This window comes from Heliomarina sp. (assembly GCF_052826185.1).
Genome location: NZ_JBRBUI010000036.1, coordinates 16,622 through 34,283 on the forward strand (window position 1 = coordinate 16,622; position 17,662 = coordinate 34,283).

General features: G+C 58.6%; 11 protein-coding genes. 10 read left to right on the forward strand and 1 reads right to left on the reverse strand.

Annotation, left to right across the window (positions count from 1 at the left end; translation table 11 throughout):
- The first annotated feature begins 2 nt into the window (after nucleotides 1-2).
- From ACU0FH_RS11225 to ACU0FH_RS11265, 9 genes are all read left to right on the forward strand, one after another.
- The gene (locus tag ACU0FH_RS11225; RefSeq protein ID WP_446194673.1) at nucleotides 3-1,427 is read left to right on the forward strand and encodes a gamma-aminobutyraldehyde dehydrogenase; all 1,425 of its coding nucleotides are present in this window, start codon (nucleotides 3-5) and stop codon (nucleotides 1,425-1,427) included.
- A 271-nt stretch (nucleotides 1,428-1,698) separates the two neighbouring features.
- The gene (locus ACU0FH_RS11230; protein ID WP_446194675.1) at nucleotides 1,699-2,730 is read left to right on the forward strand and encodes a LacI family DNA-binding transcriptional regulator; all 1,032 of its coding nucleotides are present in this window, start codon (nucleotides 1,699-1,701) and stop codon (nucleotides 2,728-2,730) included.
- A 117-nt stretch (nucleotides 2,731-2,847) separates the two neighbouring features.
- On the forward strand, nucleotides 2,848-4,149 hold the full coding sequence (locus tag ACU0FH_RS11235) for an ABC transporter substrate-binding protein (RefSeq protein ID WP_446194677.1): 1,302 nt from the start codon (nucleotides 2,848-2,850) through the stop codon (nucleotides 4,147-4,149).
- Nucleotides 4,150-4,256: 107 nt separating this feature from the next.
- Nucleotides 4,257-5,123 carry a carbohydrate ABC transporter permease gene (locus ACU0FH_RS11240; RefSeq protein WP_446194679.1) on the forward strand — a complete coding sequence of 289 codons (867 nt, stop codon included), beginning with the start codon at nucleotides 4,257-4,259 and terminating at the stop codon, nucleotides 5,121-5,123.
- 10 nt (nucleotides 5,124-5,133) lie between these two features.
- On the forward strand, nucleotides 5,134-5,964 hold the full coding sequence (locus tag ACU0FH_RS11245) for a carbohydrate ABC transporter permease (protein ID WP_446194680.1): 831 nt from the start codon (nucleotides 5,134-5,136) through the stop codon (nucleotides 5,962-5,964).
- A gap of 11 nt (nucleotides 5,965-5,975) precedes the next feature.
- Complete coding sequence (locus ACU0FH_RS11250) at nucleotides 5,976-6,980, forward strand: ABC transporter ATP-binding protein (RefSeq protein WP_337926781.1); 1,005 nt, start codon at nucleotides 5,976-5,978, stop codon at nucleotides 6,978-6,980.
- Nucleotides 6,977-7,750 (forward strand): L-iditol 2-dehydrogenase, encoded by a 774-nt coding sequence (locus ACU0FH_RS11255; protein ID WP_446194681.1) that lies wholly within the window; start codon nucleotides 6,977-6,979, stop codon nucleotides 7,748-7,750. The genes ACU0FH_RS11250 and ACU0FH_RS11255 overlap by 4 nt, the downstream gene beginning before the upstream one ends.
- A gap of 25 nt (nucleotides 7,751-7,775) precedes the next feature.
- Nucleotides 7,776-9,245: a mannitol dehydrogenase family protein gene (locus tag ACU0FH_RS11260; RefSeq protein ID WP_446194682.1), complete on the forward strand. Its 1,470-nt coding sequence runs from the start codon at nucleotides 7,776-7,778 to the stop codon at nucleotides 9,243-9,245.
- Nucleotides 9,246-9,320: 75 nt separating this feature from the next.
- Nucleotides 9,321-10,259, forward strand: a complete 939-nt coding sequence (locus ACU0FH_RS11265; protein WP_446194683.1) for a carbohydrate kinase family protein — start codon at nucleotides 9,321-9,323, stop codon at nucleotides 10,257-10,259.
- 969 nt (nucleotides 10,260-11,228) lie between these two features.
- On the opposite strand, the gene ACU0FH_RS11270 is transcribed toward ACU0FH_RS11265, so the two are convergent.
- Entirely contained in the window at nucleotides 11,229-12,131 is a 903-nt protein-coding gene (locus ACU0FH_RS11270) for a LysR family transcriptional regulator (protein WP_446194685.1), read from the reverse strand.
- A gap of 117 nt (nucleotides 12,132-12,248) precedes the next feature.
- On the opposite strand from ACU0FH_RS11270, the gene ACU0FH_RS11275 reads away from it, so the two are divergent.
- Nucleotides 12,249-17,657: a LamG-like jellyroll fold domain-containing protein gene (locus ACU0FH_RS11275; protein WP_446194686.1), complete on the forward strand. Its 5,409-nt coding sequence runs from the start codon at nucleotides 12,249-12,251 to the stop codon at nucleotides 17,655-17,657.
- The last annotated feature ends 5 nt before the right edge of the window (nucleotides 17,658-17,662 follow it).

The window sequence follows — 17,662 nt, forward strand, 5'->3', positions numbered from 1 at the left end:
CCATGCAGACCAAGATGCTGATTGGCGGTGCTCAGGAAGCGGGCACAGAAACCGAGGAACAAGTCCTGAACCCCCGGACCGGTGAAGTCATCGTGAAGATGGCAGAGGCGGATATGGATCAGGTCAACCGGGCCGTCGCTGCCGCCCGTGCTGCCTTTCCCGGTTGGGCGCGCACGACGCCGGGCCACCGCTCGGGGCTGTTACTTGCCCTTGCCGATGCCGTCGAAGCCCGGATCGAGGAGTTTGCTCAACTCGAAGCGTTGAACTGCGGCAAGCCGATCAACGAGGTTCGTAACGAGGAAGTCCCCGCCGTGGCTGACTGCTTCCGTTTCTTCGCGGGGGCCGTGCGCAACATGCACGGGCCTCTCGCTGGCGAATATATGGAAGGCCATACCTCGATGATCCGCCGTGATCCGATTGGCGTCGTCGCGTCCATCGCACCGTGGAACTACCCGATGATGATGATGGCGTGGAAACTCGCTCCGGCATTGGCGGGCGGCAATACGGTGGTCATGAAGCCATCCGAACAGACACCGTTGACGGCGCTGCTGATGGCCGAGATCATCGCCGGCATTTTCCCGCAGGGCGTCGTGAACGTGATCGTGGGGCAGGGCGGCAGTGTTGGTAACGCGCTGATCAATCACCCCGAAGTGGATATGGTTTCGATTACCGGCGACGTCGCGACAGGCAAGAAAGTGCTTCAGGCCGCATCGAAATCGGTCAAACGCACGCATCTTGAACTGGGCGGCAAAGCCCCGGTTCTGGTGATGGATGACGCCGATCTGAGCCGCACGGTCGAAGGGCTGCGGGCGTTTGGCTATTACAACGCGGGGCAGGATTGTACGGCCGCTTGCCGGATCTACGCCGGACCCAAGATTTACGACAATCTTGTTGCCGATCTGACAAGCGCGGCGTCGTCTATCGTTTTCGACAATGCCGACGACACCCAGAATGAAATCCCGCCGCTGATCTCGCAGCGCCAGCGCGACCGGGTCGCCAGTTTCGTGCAGCGTGCCTCGGAACTGAAGCATATCGAGATCACCACGGGCGGAGACGTCGCCGAGGGTTCGGGATTCTATTACCGCCCCACGGTGGTCGCAGGGGCTTTGCAGGAAGACGAAATCGTCCAGCGCGAGGTCTTCGGGCCGGTGGTGTCAGTCACGCGTTTCGATGACGCCGACAAGGCCGTCGCATGGGCGAATGAAAGCCAGTACGGTCTCGCCTCCTCCGTCTGGACCAGCGACATCGGTCGCGCGCTCGATATCTCTGCGCGTCTTCAATACGGCTGCACCTGGGTGAACACGCATTTCATGCTGGTCAACGAAATGCCGCACGGCGGTCTAAAGCAGTCGGGATATGGCAAGGACATGTCAATGTATGCGCTCGAGGACTATACAGTCGCGCGGCATGTGATGATCGCGCACTGAGGATTATTCGACGCGGTGCTTGCATCGCTATTAAATGGTTGATCTGTCCGAAAACGTTGAGATGCACGGCTGTAATCAACAGCCGTGCACAGTTGTCTTCGCCTGAGGTGATGGGGTCCCGGTTCGGCCCGTTTCCCGTGCAGGGAGAATTATCGCGAAGGCTGGCAAATTTTGCGCGTGTAAACTACCCTTGGAAAAATCTGTAAGGTTTTGCCATTATCGGCAAATACCGGTTTCGCGACCGGGCCGGACTTCTCAAGCGGACAGATCGATGAGCCAACCGAAGATCAGGAATATGGAAGACTTTGCGTCGGTCAGCGGCATCTCGCGGCCTACATTGTCCAAATATTTCAACGATCCAGCCAGCGTACGCAGTTCAACCCGTGCGCGTATCGAAACGGCGCTGGAACGGTTCAATTTTCATCCCAACATCTATGCGATGAATCAGAACCGGCGGTTGACCAAAAATATCGGGATCGTGGTGCCCAACCTCTCTGACCCGTTTTTCGCGGAAATGGCCCGCAACATCGAGAACTGGGTCATCAAGGCCGGTTTTCGACCCGTCCTGCTTGGCTCGCATGGCGATCCGGAACAGGAGATCGAGAATCTCGACAACCTGCGCCTAATCAAGCCCGCCGGCGTCTTGATGGCCCCGCTTGGAAGGATGTCTTTGGCATCGCGGATCGCCAGTTTCTGCGAGGACGTGCCGACTGTTCTCTTCGATTCCAACATCGACGATATTGGCGAAGCCTTTGTCGGATCGAACAACGTGCAGAGCGTTTGCCTGATTGTCGATTACCTTTGCAGGACGGGCCAGCCCCCGGCATTCTTCGAAATGAAAACGCCAGCCAACCCGAATGCCTTCAAGCGGCGCAATACTTATGTCCGGGCAATGGAGGAACTGGGCCACGAACCTCGGCTGATCCAGGTATATGGAGAAGGTTGGAATCTCGAGGAAATCGGGTTTCGCGAGGGCACAAAGGTGCTGTCCGAAGGAAAGCTGCCTACCGATACCATTCTCTGCAGCAACGATCGCCTTGCGATCGGTGTTCTTTCGGCCGCCTATCAGCTGGGCTTCAAGGTCGGGATCGAGGGGGACTGCGATCTCAGGGTGGCTGGGCACGATGACCATCCTTTCTCCCGCTACACCTGTCCGACGCTGACGACCGTGTCGCAGGATTACGAGGTCATTGCCGAAAAAAGTGCGAAAACCCTGTTTGAACTCATCGAATCGGAAAAGCGGGCAGAGCAGCGGACCGTCACGATGCTTGATGGAAAGCTCGTCATGCGAGGGTCGGCCTAAGCATATGTAATCGCAGGTTTCTGCAAATAAATTTACGCGCGTAAATTTAAAATTGACGCGGCGATATGTTTTCCATTAGCGTATCCGGACAACATCCAAACCATAGGGAGGAGCCGGATGTCCTTGAGAAACGCATTCCGTGTGGCAACGGCGCTGTCGGTCCTGGCCACCAGCGCGGCATATGCCGAGACCATCACCATCGCGACAGTCAACAACGGTGACATGATCCGCATGCAGGGTCTGACCGATGACTTCACCGAAAAGACGGGTCACGAGGTCGAGTGGGTTACACTGGAAGAAAACGTGCTGAGACAGCGCGTCACCACGGATATTTCCGCCAAGGGCGGTCAGTTCGACATCATGACCATCGGCATGTACGAAGCGCCGATCTGGGCAAAGAACAATTGGCTCGTGCCGCTCGATGATCTTCCCGATGAATATGACGTGGACGATCTGTTGCCGGCCATGCGCGGCGGCCTGTCGCTGGACGGCACACTATATGCCGCTCCGTTCTACGGCGAAAGCTCGATGATCATGTACCGCACGGACCTGATGGAAGAGGCGGGGCTGGAAATGCCTGACGCTCCGACCTGGGAATTCGTGGCCGATGCGGCGCGCAAGATGACCGACAAGGACAACGAGATCTACGGCATCTGTCTGCGCGGCAAGGCGGGCTGGGGCGAGAACATGGCCTTCCTGACCGCGACCGCGAACTCCTTTGGGGCACGTTGGTTCGACGAGGACTGGACGCCCCAGTTCGATACCGAAGCATGGTCGAACACGCTAAACTTCTACATCGACCTGATGAACGATGCCGGACCTCCGGGCGCATCCAACAACGGTTTCAACGAAAACCTGTCGCTGTTCCAGCAGGGCAAATGCGGCATGTGGATTGACGCCACCGTGGCTGCTTCCTTTGTGACGAACCCGGACGATTCCACCGTGGCCGACAAGGTTGGCTTTGCACTGGCTCCGGATGCGGGTCTTGGCAAGCGCAGCAACTGGCTCTGGGCATGGGCGCTGGCAATCCCGGCTGGCACCCAGAAGGAAGACGCTGCCAAGGAGTTCATCAACTGGGCGACCTCCAAGGAATACATCGAGCTCGTGGCTTCGAAAGAAGGCTGGGCCAACGTTCCTCCGGGAGCGCGGACCTCGCTTTATGAAAACGCGAATTACAAGGACATCCCTTTCGCCAAGATGACGCTCGACAGCATCCTCTCAGCGGACCCGAACAACCCGGCGGTTGATCCAGTGCCCTACGTTGGTGTCCAGTTCGCGGCCATTCCCGAATTTGCGGGTATCGCCACTCAGGTAGGACAGGAATTCTCGGCTGCATTGGCCGGCCAGCAAAGCGCAGAAGAAGCTCTCGAAAAAGCTCAGGCGCTGACCGTCGATGAGATGGAAGCCGCTGGATACTAGTCCTCCTTCCTGGCCAGAGGGTATCGAAGTCTACCCTCTGGCCCTTTTACCTACGCTGCCAAACGCCAAGGTGACGGCATAGTGCCGTTCAGCGATGGAGGTATGATATGGCCACCCAGCATTCGCGGTCCGCTGCGCGTATCATGATGGCTCCGGCGGTAATCCTGCTCTTGGGCTGGATGCTTGTACCGCTCCTCATGACGCTGTGGTTCTCTTTCAAGAAGTACCTGCCGCTACGCGGTGGCGATCTTGGATGGGTCGGGTTCGACAACTACGTCCGCTTCATCTCCTCAAGCTCTTTCTGGCCCAGCGTTCAGGCGACCCTGATCATCGTTGGCGGCGTTCTGGCGATCACCATCATCTTTGGTGTGCTGCTGGCCATTCTTCTGAACCAGCCAATGTGGGGGCAGGGGATCGTTCGCATTCTGGTCATTGCCCCGTTCTTCGTGATGCCGACCGTATCGGCACTTGTCTGGAAGAACATGTTCATGGATCCCGTGAACGGGCTTTTTGCCCATCTATGGAAATTCTTTGGGGCCGAGCCGATTTCTTGGCTGTCCGAAGCCTCGCTGCAATCCATCATCCTGATCGTAAGCTGGCAATGGCTGCCTTTCGCAACGCTCATCCTACTGACCGCGATACAGTCGCTCGACAGCGAACAGCTTGAAGCCGCCGAAATGGACGGGGCCTCGCCGCTCTCGCGCTTTGGGCATATCACCCTGCCACACCTGTCGCGGGCGATCACCGTTGTCCTGCTGATACAGACGATCTTCCTCTTGTCTATCTTTGCCGAGATATTCGTCACCACCCAGGGCGCGTTTGGCACCAAGACCCTGACGTACCTGATCTATCAGCGGGTACTCGAAAGCCAGAACGTCGGGCTTGGCTCCGCCGGTGGCGTCTATGCCATCATCCTCGCCAATATCGTTGCGATCTTCCTGATGCGCATCGTCGGCAAGAACCTGGACGCATGAGGAGGCTGGAATGGCACGCGCAGTAACACCACAACGCAAGGCCCTGAACACCGTCATCGCATGGGGGATCGGCCTGCTGATATTCTTTCCAATCCTCTGGACGATCCTGACCAGCTTCAAGACCGAGGCGCAGGCCATTAGCGACCCGCCGGTTTTCCTGTTCTTCGACTGGACGCTGGAAAACTACTCGGTCGTGCAGGAACGCTCGGACTACATGCGCTTCCTCTGGAATTCCGTGATCATCGCGGGCGGCTCGACCATCCTTGGTATTATCATCGCGATCCCTGCGGCATGGTCGATGGCCTTTGTGCCCTCCAAGCGGACCAAGGACATCCTTCTCTGGATGCTGTCGACCAAGATGCTGCCCGCCGTCGGGGTTCTGTACCCGATCTACCTAATCTTTATCCGGATGGGCATTCTGGATACGCGGATGGGTCTCGTCGTGGTGCTGATGCTGATCAACCTGCCGATCATCGTCTGGATGCTCTACACGTATTTCCGCGAAATCCCCGGCGAGATACTTGAAGCCGCGCGGATGGACGGCGCTTCGCTCAAGGAGGAAATCCTCTACGTGCTGACGCCGATGGCAATGCCGGGCATTGCTTCGACCCTGCTGCTGAACATCATCCTAGCCTGGAACGAAGCCTTCTGGACGCTGAATCTGACGGCGGCTAAGGCGGCTCCGCTGACGGCCTTCATCGCCAGCTATTCCAGTCCCGAAGGGCTGTTCTACGCGAAACTTTCGGCGGCTTCGACGATGGCAATCGCACCTATTCTTATCCTCGGATGGTTCAGCCAGAAGCAACTTGTAAGCGGCCTGACGTTTGGCGCTGTGAAATAAGGAACGGGACTGTGGGACAAATAAAGCTTGAATCCGTCACCAAGAGTTTTGGTCCGGTCGAAGTCATTCCGCCACTGGATCTGACCATTGAAGACGGTGAATTCACGGTTTTCGTCGGCCCCTCGGGCTGCGGTAAATCCACGCTCCTGCGCCTGATCGCCGGGCTTGAGGATATCACCTCGGGCAAGATCAGCATCGACGGGCAGGATGCGACCCATGTGCCCCCGGCGAAACGTGGCCTCGCCATGGTTTTCCAGTCCTATGCGCTTTACCCGCATATGTCGGTGCGCAAGAACATCGCCTTTCCGATGAAGATGGCAGGCGTGCCGGTCGAGGAACAAAACCGGCGCATCGAAGCTGCTGCCGCCGCGCTGAACCTTACGGATTACCTTGACCGTCGCCCCGGCCAGCTTTCCGGCGGGCAGCGCCAGCGTGTGGCTATCGGTCGTGCCATCGTCCGTGAACCCGGGGCTTTCCTTTTCGACGAACCGCTGTCGAACCTCGACGCCGCGCTGCGCGTGGGTATGCGGCTTGAGATTTCCGAATTGCACAAGCGTCTCAAGACGACCATGATCTACGTCACCCACGATCAGGTCGAAGCGATGACAATGGCCGACAAGATCGTTGTGCTGCAGGCTGGCGTGATTGAACAGGTGGGCAGCCCGCTCGAACTCTACCGCGCGCCCAGGAATGTGTTCGTCGCCGGTTTCATCGGCTCACCAAAGATGAACCTGCTGACCGGACCCGAGGCCGCGAAACATAACGCTCACACCATCGGCACCCGGCCCGAACACATCGCGATTTCGCAGACCGAGGGAACGTGGTCCGGTACGATCGGCGTGTCCGAGCATCTTGGATCCGACACATTCTTTCACGTCAAATGCGACGGCTTCGACGACCCGCTGACCGTGCGGGCCGGTGGTGAGGTTGCACTCAAGTATGGCGACAAGGTTTTCCTGACACCGGATCTGACGCAGCTTCACCGCTTCGATGCCCAAGGCCTGAGGATCGCGTGAAGCGGCTGGCGGGAAAGACGGCCCTGATCACGGGCGCCGCGCGGGGCATCGGGCGCGCTTTCGCACAGGCTTATGTCGACGAAGGCGCGAAGGTCGCGATTGCCGATATCGATATCGACCGTGCGAGAGAAGTTGCCTCCGCGCTGGGCAAAGCGGCGATGGCGGTCGAACTGGACATCAGCAACCAGTCCAGTATCGAAGAGGCCGTGGACGCCACGATTGCCGGTTTCAGTCATATCGACATTCTGATCAACAATGCGGCGATCTTTTCCGCCGCGCCGACTGTCGAAATCACCCGCACCGATTTCGACCGCGTGTTTCAGATCAACGTGGCCGGAACGCTCTTCATGTTGCAGGCGGTTGCGCGGCACATGATCGAGCGCGGGCAGGGCGGAAAGATCATCAATATGGCCAGCCAGGCGGGTCGCCGGGGCGAACCCTTGGTCGCGGTGTACTGCGCCAGCAAGGCTGCCGTCATCAGCCTCACACAATCCGCAGGGCTGGACCTGATCCGCCACGGGATCAACGTCAACGCGATCTCGCCGGGTGTTGTCGACGGAGAACACTGGGACGGCGTGGATGCCTTTTTCGCAAAATACGAAGGCAAGACACCGGGACAGAAAAAGAAGGAAGTCGGCGGGGCAGTTCCCTTCGGTCGTATGGGAACGGCCGAAGATCTGACAGGTATGGCGGTATTCCTCGCCAGCGAGGAAGCCCGTTATGTCGTCGCCCAAACCTACAATGTGGACGGCGGTCAGTGGATGAGCTGACAGGCCAGTTGCAGGATACAGGAATATGAAACTCTCAGATGCAACACTCGGGGAACTGCCGGACGATGTCCTGCGCCCGACCTATAACCGCAAGGCGCTGAAGCCCGGTATCGTGCATATCGGACTCGGCAACTTTCACCGCGCACATCAGGGTTGGTATCTGCACCGGCTGATGCAGCAGGGTCTGGCTCTGGACTGGGCGATCATCGGCGCCGGGGTCCGTTCCTACGATATCAACATGCGTGAAAAGCTGCTTGCGCAGGATTGCCTGACTACGCTGATCGAACTCGACCCATCAGGTGCCTCGGCCGAAGTGACGGGATCGATGATCGACTATCTGCCTATCGAAGAAGGCAACGGTCCGCTGGTCAAGACGATGGCCGACCCGTCGATCCGCATCGTCGCGCTAACGGTGACCGAGGGGGGCTACTACACCGACCCTGCGACGGGAAAACTGGATTTGAACCATCCGGATATCCAGCATGACATTTCCCGACCCGAGGCGCCGCGCTCGGTCTTTGGTGCGATTGTCGCCGCGTTAGGGCTTCGCCGTGACGCAGGACTTTCGCCGTTCACGGTGCAAAGTTGCGACAACCTGCAAGGAAACGGGGCGATTACCCGGAACGCGGTGGTAACGCTTGCCCGGGAAATCGACGACGGACTTGCGGACTGGATCGACGAACAAGGGGCCTTCCCAAATTCCATGGTCGATTGCATCGTGCCGGCGACCGGTCCTGATGAGATCGCGCTGGCGAGCAAAATAGGGATCGAAGACGCCGTGCCGGTCACCCATGAGAATTTTCGTCAATGGGTGATCGAAGATGACTTCAGCGCGGGGCGTCCTGACTGGGACAAGGTCGGCGCAACCTTTACGGATGCGGTGCATGATTACGAGACGATGAAGATCCGCATTCTGAACGCCGGCCATCAGGTTATCGCGAACGCAGGTGAATTGCTTTCTGTTGCGACCATTGCAGAGTGCATGGCGCATCCGGCCATCAGGTCACTTTTTGCAAAGGTCGAAAGCGAAGAGATTGCCCCTTACGTTAAACCTGTTCCGGGTATGACACCTTCCGCTTATGTCGAGCTGATTGAGACCCGGTTTGCCAACCCGGCCATCCATGACACCACAAGGCGCGTCGCTTTCGACGGGTCTTCCCGGCACATGGGGTTTGTCCTCCCGATCCTGCGTGATGCGCTTGCTGCAGGTGGTCCGATCAGCGGACTCAGCCTTGTCGAGGCGCTCTGGGCAAGGATGTGTGCCGGCGCGCGAGAAGACGGAACGTCGATTGCGCCGAACGATCCGCAGTGGGAGGCACTTTCCGCGATGGCGTTGGAGGCTCGGGAAAACCCGGAACGCTGGATCGGTCAGGCAAAGATCTATGGTGATCTGGCTGACGATCCGCAGTTCTCGGCGGAATTCACCAAGTGGCTCAATCTGATATGGTCGAAAGGCACTGTTTCCGCAATCGACGCATATGTGGCTGGCTCCTGAAACGGGTTATGTTGCAAGACACCTGACGTTAAAAATCTTTGCCCTTTAAAAGGGTTTTTCAGCCAAGGAAGCAAGATGATCCTGTGTTGCGGTGAAGCACTCATCGACATGATCCCGGAACAACTGGCGTACGGCCGCACGGGGTTTGTACCACATGCTGGCGGCGCGATCTTCAACACCGCCATTGCGCTTGGACGACTGGGGGTCAACGCAGGGATGCTCACGGGGCTCTCGACGGACCTGTTCGGCCAGCAACTGTTGGCCGAACTGCAGGCAAGCAATGTTAATACGTCCATGATTGTCGGGTCAGAGCGGAACACAACTCTGGCGTTCGTACATCTGTACGATGGGCAGGCAACCTACGATTTCTTTGACGAAAACTCTGCTGGGCGCATGCTGCAGTCCGAAGATCTTCCGGAAATCTCTGCTGACGTATCGGCCATGTATTTCGGAGGTATCAGCCTTGCCTGCGAACCCTGCGCCGACACTTATGCGGAGTTTCTCCTTCGTAAGGCGCCCGACTGCGCAATCGTGCTGGATCCGAACATCCGGCCCGCCTTTATTCAGGATGAAGCCCGCTATCGCGCCCGGATGGAAAAGATCATTGCGCAATGCGACATCGTCAAATTTTCGGATGATGATCTCGGATGGATGACGGGAGACACGGGCGCCGGACTTCGTGATCAGGCGGATCAGATGCTTGCGCAGGGCGTTTCTCTTGTCATCGTGACACAGGGTGCCAAAGGGGCGACCGCGTTTCATGTCGAGAGTTTCGAGGTTTCGGTGCCTGCGGCACCGGTGCGCGCTGTCGATACCGTTGGAGCAGGCGATACGTTCAACGCCGGGCTGATGGCGCAGCTAACTAATGGCGGTGATCTAACCAAGTCGGGCGTTCGAGCCTTGACTCCGAAGAAGGTGCGGGCGGCGTTGGAATTCGGCGCCAAGGTGGCTGCCGTTACCGTTTCAAGGGCCGGCGCTAATCCGCCATGGGCATCGGAACTTTCTGATTCCTGATATCGGACTTCACGCGGGCGGTTGTTTTTGCCGCATGGGGCCAACCGGATTGCGGCAGTGGTTTCAGAAAAATAGAAGAACTGCCGAAAAGATAATGAAAATCAATTATCTGCGTCGGTTTACTCTTCTGTCTATTCCCGGTCACTCACGTCGGTGCAATCAACTTTCCGACAGCTCAGCAGCTATGAACAACGCCGATGGTTTCTAACGGCGCGGCACCGCTACGGCGAACGGGTTGGGTTGCGCACGAACTCTACTCTCTGAACTGGGCCGGTTCTTTTGAGCCCGACACCTTTGCTCATGAGCGGTTACGACCCGGTGTCTAACCTTACCTTCAGCTCGACGGATCGGTCACGCCGCATCGCGATAACTGATTCTTCCTGAGCCAGAAACCGGGCATGACCATGCACTCTACCCTCAAGCGTCCGAAAAACCGCGGAGCGTTCAATTTTCGCTCGGCAGATCCGATCCAGTATCCGGATATCAATCCGAAGTATCTTTTATCGCACTGTTGGGCAAAGAATTGGCTGCGCTGATCGAAGCAATCCGTATTCAGCGTCGCGTGGCCCAGAGCGGCCCGCTCAAGGATCTTGTGGAGCGAGAGATGTCCCGGCTGCCGATGCCCAGACCGATGACGAGCTTAATTCTTCATTCGGAGCCACTGCATGCCGCTCTATCACCGGTCATCGACTTGTCGAACAGGGGCGTTGGTCGACCACGGACGCTGAGTTCCACCGTATCGAAAGGCTTTGCGTCGCCGATGCCTCGGCAATTCCCGAGATGGCGTCAGGCAATCTCAACACCTCGACGGTCTTGATCGCCGAACGTGTCGCTAGATCGACCCGGTCTTGATCTGTTGCCCGAAAGGTCACAGCGTAATCTCAGGGTGCCGTTAATGCCCTGCTGCATTTTTGTCTCCGCAATGCGGCGCGGCAGGTAAGAGTTCACGTCGAGCATTTCGCGCCTTGATCATTTTTTCTGCTTCAGACTTTCGACCGGTGCACTCCGCACCTTTTCCGCAGCACCCAAGAACTGGGCAATTTCCGGCACGCGGCGCCGGTCCTGGCGGATGATCACGTTTTCAACGAAACCGATCTTGCCATGCCTCATCGTGATGCGCCGGTAGGCGATCCGGTGATCCGGCGGGCATTCGGAACCTGCGCAGAATGCGATCCCCAGCCCCTTGGCAACGGCCTCACGCACCACTTCGGCGCCCTCAATCTCGATGACACGTCGAGGCTGAATATTCTCCAGTGACAGCGCCCTTTCGATCAGCGCCCGCGTGCGTGAACTCTTTTCCCGCATGACCAGAAAGCGCTGCGCCACCATCTCGATCGGAAACCTGTTCTGCTTGGACAGTGAATCCTCGCTTGGCAGCGCGACCCACAATTCCTCCCGTTTGACCGGTTGCACATGCAGAGCGGTGCCAATCATCGGATCGACGGCAATGCCCACGTCGGCTCGCATGTCCTGCACGGCTTCGACCACGCCTGCCACGCTGTCCTTTCGAATCGAAATCTGCAGGTCCGGCGTTTCTTCGAGCATGAGGGAAACGATATGAACGGCGAGCGCCGGAGAGTCGCTCACAATCCTGAGGCGACCGTTGCCCGCGCTGGGCCGCCGTTGCAGGAATTCTTCAACCTCTTTGGCCGCGAACATTAATGTTTTGGTTACAGAGTACAGCTCCCTCCCCGCGTCGGTCAGCACCAGGCCCCGGCCACGCTTTTCCAGCAGCCTAAGCCCGTGACGCTGCTCAAGCGCCTTCAAATGCTGTGAAACAGTGGGCTGTGAGACCCCCAGAACTTCCGAGGCCCGCCGAACGCTGCCTTCCTGGGCCACAAGGCTGAACGCCCGGATCTGCTGATAATTCATAGGTTCCCCCTAAGTTTTCGGGAGGAATAAACGATTTGATCGAAGCTTTTGTGACCGTCAAGCCAGTGACAGATCTTTCGGCCGCGCTTTGTGACGGCCAGTCATCAGGGGCTAGACATGACTACCGAACTCACCTTCCACGCCTTGGGCACAACCAGCGAATTTGGCATCGACGCGATTGCAGGAGTCGACGCCTCGGTTCTGGCGTTTGACAAGCTGACATCCAACCAGTCCGTCCAGATCCTGCCGGACAGCGATGAACCGATCCGCGAATACGCCATGATTATGGATGTCTACCTTACGCCGCCGTCCAGCGGTTACCTCGGTCTGATCCAGACCGGGTCGGGCGATGCCGATCTTTTCCTGAAAGGCTCGGGCGCGACGGCGGGTATCGGCATCAGCGGGCAGTACAGTGGTGAAATCGCCTACAACCAGTGGGTCCGGCTGGCGTTCAGCGTGCAGATCGAAGGCGCGGATACGATCATCACCACCTTTGCGAACGGCGTTCAGATCGGTTCGCTCAACATGGGCGAAACCGATCGCTGGACGATCGACCCGCTGCTCGGGCTGCGCCTCTTCACCGATAACGATGGCGAAACGTCGTCAGGTTTTCTGTCGTCCATCTTTTTGATGCAAGGATCGCAGCAGGCAAGCGATGTGGCCGAGGCGCTTGCTGCCATCCCGACACCTTCCGCAGACGGGTTCTTTCCGGCTGACCCGACTGGCTCGTCGGTCGAGATCAATTTTACCAACGAGACGATCAATACGAAATACGGCAGCGCCGATGTCATCCTCGAAGGATCCGGTTATCGGACGGCAGTCGCCTATGGCGACAGCACCATCGGCAACGCAGCCGAATTGGGTGTCCCGCTGCCGGGAGGTGACGCGGTGATCCTGAACTACGCGGCCTTCGCTTCTGATGAGGGCCTCCATATCGATCTGGCCGAAAACGCGGGTGACCTGACCAGCTTTACCATGGTGTGGGACATCAATACCTCGGATACAGGTGGCTATCAGGCCCTGCTTCAGCTTGGCGCGGACAACACCTCGGACGGCGATATCTTCATCAACGGCAGCGGGGGTATCGGCATCAGCGGTGACTACACGGGCACCGTGCCCGCGAACGACTGGGCGCGGATCGCGATCTCGGTCACCGATAACGGCAATGGCACATCGACCCTGTCGAAATACATCGATGGCACGCTGGTCGGTACCCAGTCAGTCTCGACGGAGCGTTTCACCGTCGAATCGGCGACTGGCTTCAAAATCCTGACCGACAATGATGGCGAAACGGCCAAGGGTTACCTTGCCCATTTCGGACTGCTCGATCGCGCATTGGGCGACAGCGAAATCGCCGCCCTTGGCGGTGTCACGCACGAAGGACCGTTCAGCGGTGTTCCCGGCGCCGCACAATTCGGTTTCGACGATTATGTTCCGTCCATTGAAAGCGGTTTCGGCAATGTCGAGCTGATCGACACAACGCCCGTCGATCCCGGCGAAATGACCGTCAACGGAATCAAGGACATGCTGGTCGCAACAAGCGATGCCGCGCAGGAATACGACCTGACCGAGGTCTTCGGCGCGGGCGCGACCGATTTCACTGTCACGAACTCCAACGGCGAGGCGGTCAACGCGACGATCCAGGACGGTATCCTGACGCTCGCCTTCACGGAACTGGGGCTGGCCGACCTCACCGTCACCGCGCTCAACGCCGCTGGTCAGGAAGTCGAAGACAACATCCGTGTCCGCGTTGCCGGTGAAGGCGCCTATACCATCGCCATCCTGCCGGATACGCAGGATTACACCTCCAACCCCGGGATCGAGCATATCTTTGGCGAGATGACGCAATGGCTGGCGGACAATGCCTCAAACAAGGGCATCAACTTTGTCGCCAACGTGGGTGACGTCAGCCAGTGGTCCTCGACGAGCCAGTTCGACATCGCCAGCGCGGCTTACGATACGCTGCGTCAGGCCGGGGTCAGCTTTTCGGTGGTGCAGGGCAACCACGACATCGTCAATAGCGCCGGTGACATCCGCAACACGTCGAACTTCAATAACGCCTTCTCGATCTCCTACATGTCCGAAGACCCCAGCTTTGGCGGCGTCTACGATCAGGAACCGGATCGCTACGACAATAACTACCATCTCTGGACTGCGGATGACGGCACCGAATGGATCGCCATCAACCTCGAATTCGGACCGCGCGACGACGTGCTGCGCTGGGCCGATGACGTGCTGACGCAATATGGTGATCGCAAGGCGATGATCATGACGCACAGCTACAACAACTTCAACGGCCGCCATGATCCGCTCGGCGGGCCGCTCGAAGGTGAAGGTGCCGGATACGATTACTGGCTCAGCGACGATCCGCAGGGCACATGGGACGGCGAGGAGATCTGGCGCGATGTGGTTTCTTCGCACGCCAATGTTGTCTTCGCCTTTGGCGGTCACATCTTTGGCGATGGCGCCGAGACGGTCGTGTCCTATAACGACTATGGCAACCCGGTGTACCAGTTCCTGCTGAACTATCAGAACGGCGTCGCGCTTGAGGCGACAAATGGCGGCAACGGCGGCAATGGCGCGGTCCGTCTGGTCACGGTCGATCCGGAAAATGACGCTTTCTATACCGAGACCTATTTCACCGAGCTGGATGAATACTTCACCGCGTCACGCGGATCGAGCGAGCAAAGCCGCGATGGCCTGACCGGCGATTACGTCGGCCATCAGGAAGAATTCTATAATGTCGATCTGGGCGAACGCAAAGCACAGGTCGAGGCTGAGGCAGGTGCCGACAAGGTCGTCACCGCCGACGCCGGCGACTCCACTGCCAAGGTCAGCCTTAGTGCCGATGAGACGACGAACCCGCAGGACGATGTCGTCTCCTACACTTGGACAGATGAAGACGGGAAAGTCATCGCAACCGGCGAAAACGTCGAGGTAGACCTGCCGGGCGGGATCAACGATCTGACGCTCACGGTCGAAACGGCAGAAGGCGTGGTTCATTCGGATGATCTCCGCGTCATCGTCGCCACGGACAAGACCTATCTCGTGGAAACCTTCAATGATGGCGATGCCGCTGGCTGGGGCCTCGTGAACGTGGCAGAACCAGTGCAAAAGGTGAATTTCGGCACCGATGCCGGCTACGGCCTTCCGCAGATCGGCTCGGGGGCCACACCGGTCATGAAGCTTGACGCGCTGAACCCCGACGAAGGCATCCTGATCAAGCCGGACATGACCGGCAAGGTCGCCAACTATACGCTCGCCTACGACATGTATCTGCCGTCGGGGCAGGGGTCCTGGGCGGCGCTTTTGCAAACCGATGTGAACAATGGCTCGGATGGAGAACTGTTCTTCAACCGCGTCGCAAACGATACGGCCGGGCTCGGGATCTCGGGGAATTACCCGGACAGCATTACCTATGACAGCTGGAACCGCGTCATCGTCACGGTCGAAATCAACGACGCCGACCAGCAGATCATGCGCAAATTCGTCAACGGCACTCTTGTCGGCGAACAGACCCTGCAATCCGACGCCTCCGCCGGCACCCGCTGGACCATCGACGCGGACACCGGCTTTCTGATCTTCGCGGACGAAACCAACGAAACCAGCGATCTCTATGTATCCTCCTTCGGTTTCACTCCCAAAGTGCTGGACGACGCCACCATCGCCGCGCTGGGCGGTGTTTCGTCCCAAGGCGCCCTGACCGGCACACAGACTGCAGGCGCAATCCAGTTGTCCTTCGACGGCGCGCTGGACGACATCACCGCAGGCTCTGGCGAGGCCAGCGAAATCGACCTCTCGGGCGACTCCAGCACCGGCGACTTCTTTGTCAAAGGCAGCGCGCGGGACGAAGACAGCACCATCGATAACCCCCAGGGCGCGTTCTTTGACATGTCCAACAACGCCGACAATCTCGTGCTCTGGGAAGAAGGCGACTGGGACGACATCACCATGGAAGTCACCATGCGCTCGATGGATGACGACACGATGGGCGTGGCCTTCAACTTTACCGACAAGGATAACCACTACCTTCTGACGCTGGATAACCAGACCAATACGCGTCAGATCATCCGGGTCGAAGACGGTGCCGAAACCGTCATCGCAATGGAGGCTGGCGGCTATACGTTCAACGTCGAGCAGGATCTCAAGCTTAGCAATGTCGCTGGCCGGATTACCGTCACGCTTGATGGTGTCGCGCTCTTTGGCGGGGCGGTCGTGGACGATGTGCCGCTCAAGGGAGGCACCATCGGTCTCTACTCCTCCTATCAGCACAGTTCGATCTTTGACGATGTTGTCGTCTCTGCGCCCGAACTGACCGCCGAAGCCGGGCCCGAGATGCTGGTCATCGACTGGGATCGCGACGGGGTCGAGCAGGTGAGCCTGAACGGGGCCTCCTCGGTCCTCCCTGAAGGCGATGAAAAAGCCAAATGGTCCGGCACCGATGTCACCAAGAAAGGGCTGGTTGCAACGGCCACGGCCAATGCCGGTCGCAACACCTACACGCTCGATATCGACGGTCAGTCCTCAGACGAGCTGATCGTGAATGTCGCCACCGGCGACAGGCTGATCGCGGCGGACCGGTTCGAAGACGGCAACCACGATGGCTGGAAGATCATCGATACCACGGAAATCGGCGGCCCGGCCAACTGGGAGGTGATCGACGGTGCACTGACGGAAACCTCTGGCGCCTACAGCCGCGAACTGACCTGGGCCGGGGCCAGCGCCTCGGACGTCTGGCAGCGAGGCTGGTCACCCCTCGGCGATGGCACTTACGCCCTGCACAAGGGCAGCTATGCGCTCTGGGAAGGCAACACCGAACTGACCGATTACGTCATCAGCGCCGATGTCGAGGCAACGCCCGGTTCCGTCGGGCTGATGCTCAACTACGTCGACGAAAACAATTACTACAAGCTCGAGATCGACCAGCGGGTGGGATTGTTCACCTTTGTCGAGGTCGTTGACAACTATGAATCGATGCTGACCCGCGGAGCAATGACCTATACGCCCGGCGAGACCTTCAATCTCGAAGCGCAGATCGTTGATGGCATGATCTCGGCCAAGGTCGATGGCCATGACATCTTCGCCTACGATCTCGAAAACCACGAAATCGAAAGCGGCGCGGCGGGCGTGTGGTCCTGGGGCGCTGCCGGGACCAGCTTTGACAATATCGCCATCGTCGATTTGTCCTCCGACTTCCAAAGCGAAATTCACGGCACCGACCGCAACGACCGTCTGGTCGGGACCGATGCGGATGACCTGATCTTCCTTGGCGCCGGTCGGCTCGACCGGGCCGAAGGCGGGGCAGGGGCGGACACCTTTGTTTTCGGGGCCGAGACCATGAACGGGATGCGCGAAACCACGCGCCTCACCGATTTCGAGGCAGGTATCGACGCGCTCGATCTCGGCGCGGCAGACATCAACCGCGTTAAGGAAACAGGCAGTAGCGTGATGCTCTGGATCGGCGAAGACAACGACCAGATCATCATTTCCGGTATCGACAGTTTCGACCAGCTCACCTTTGCCTGAGCCGG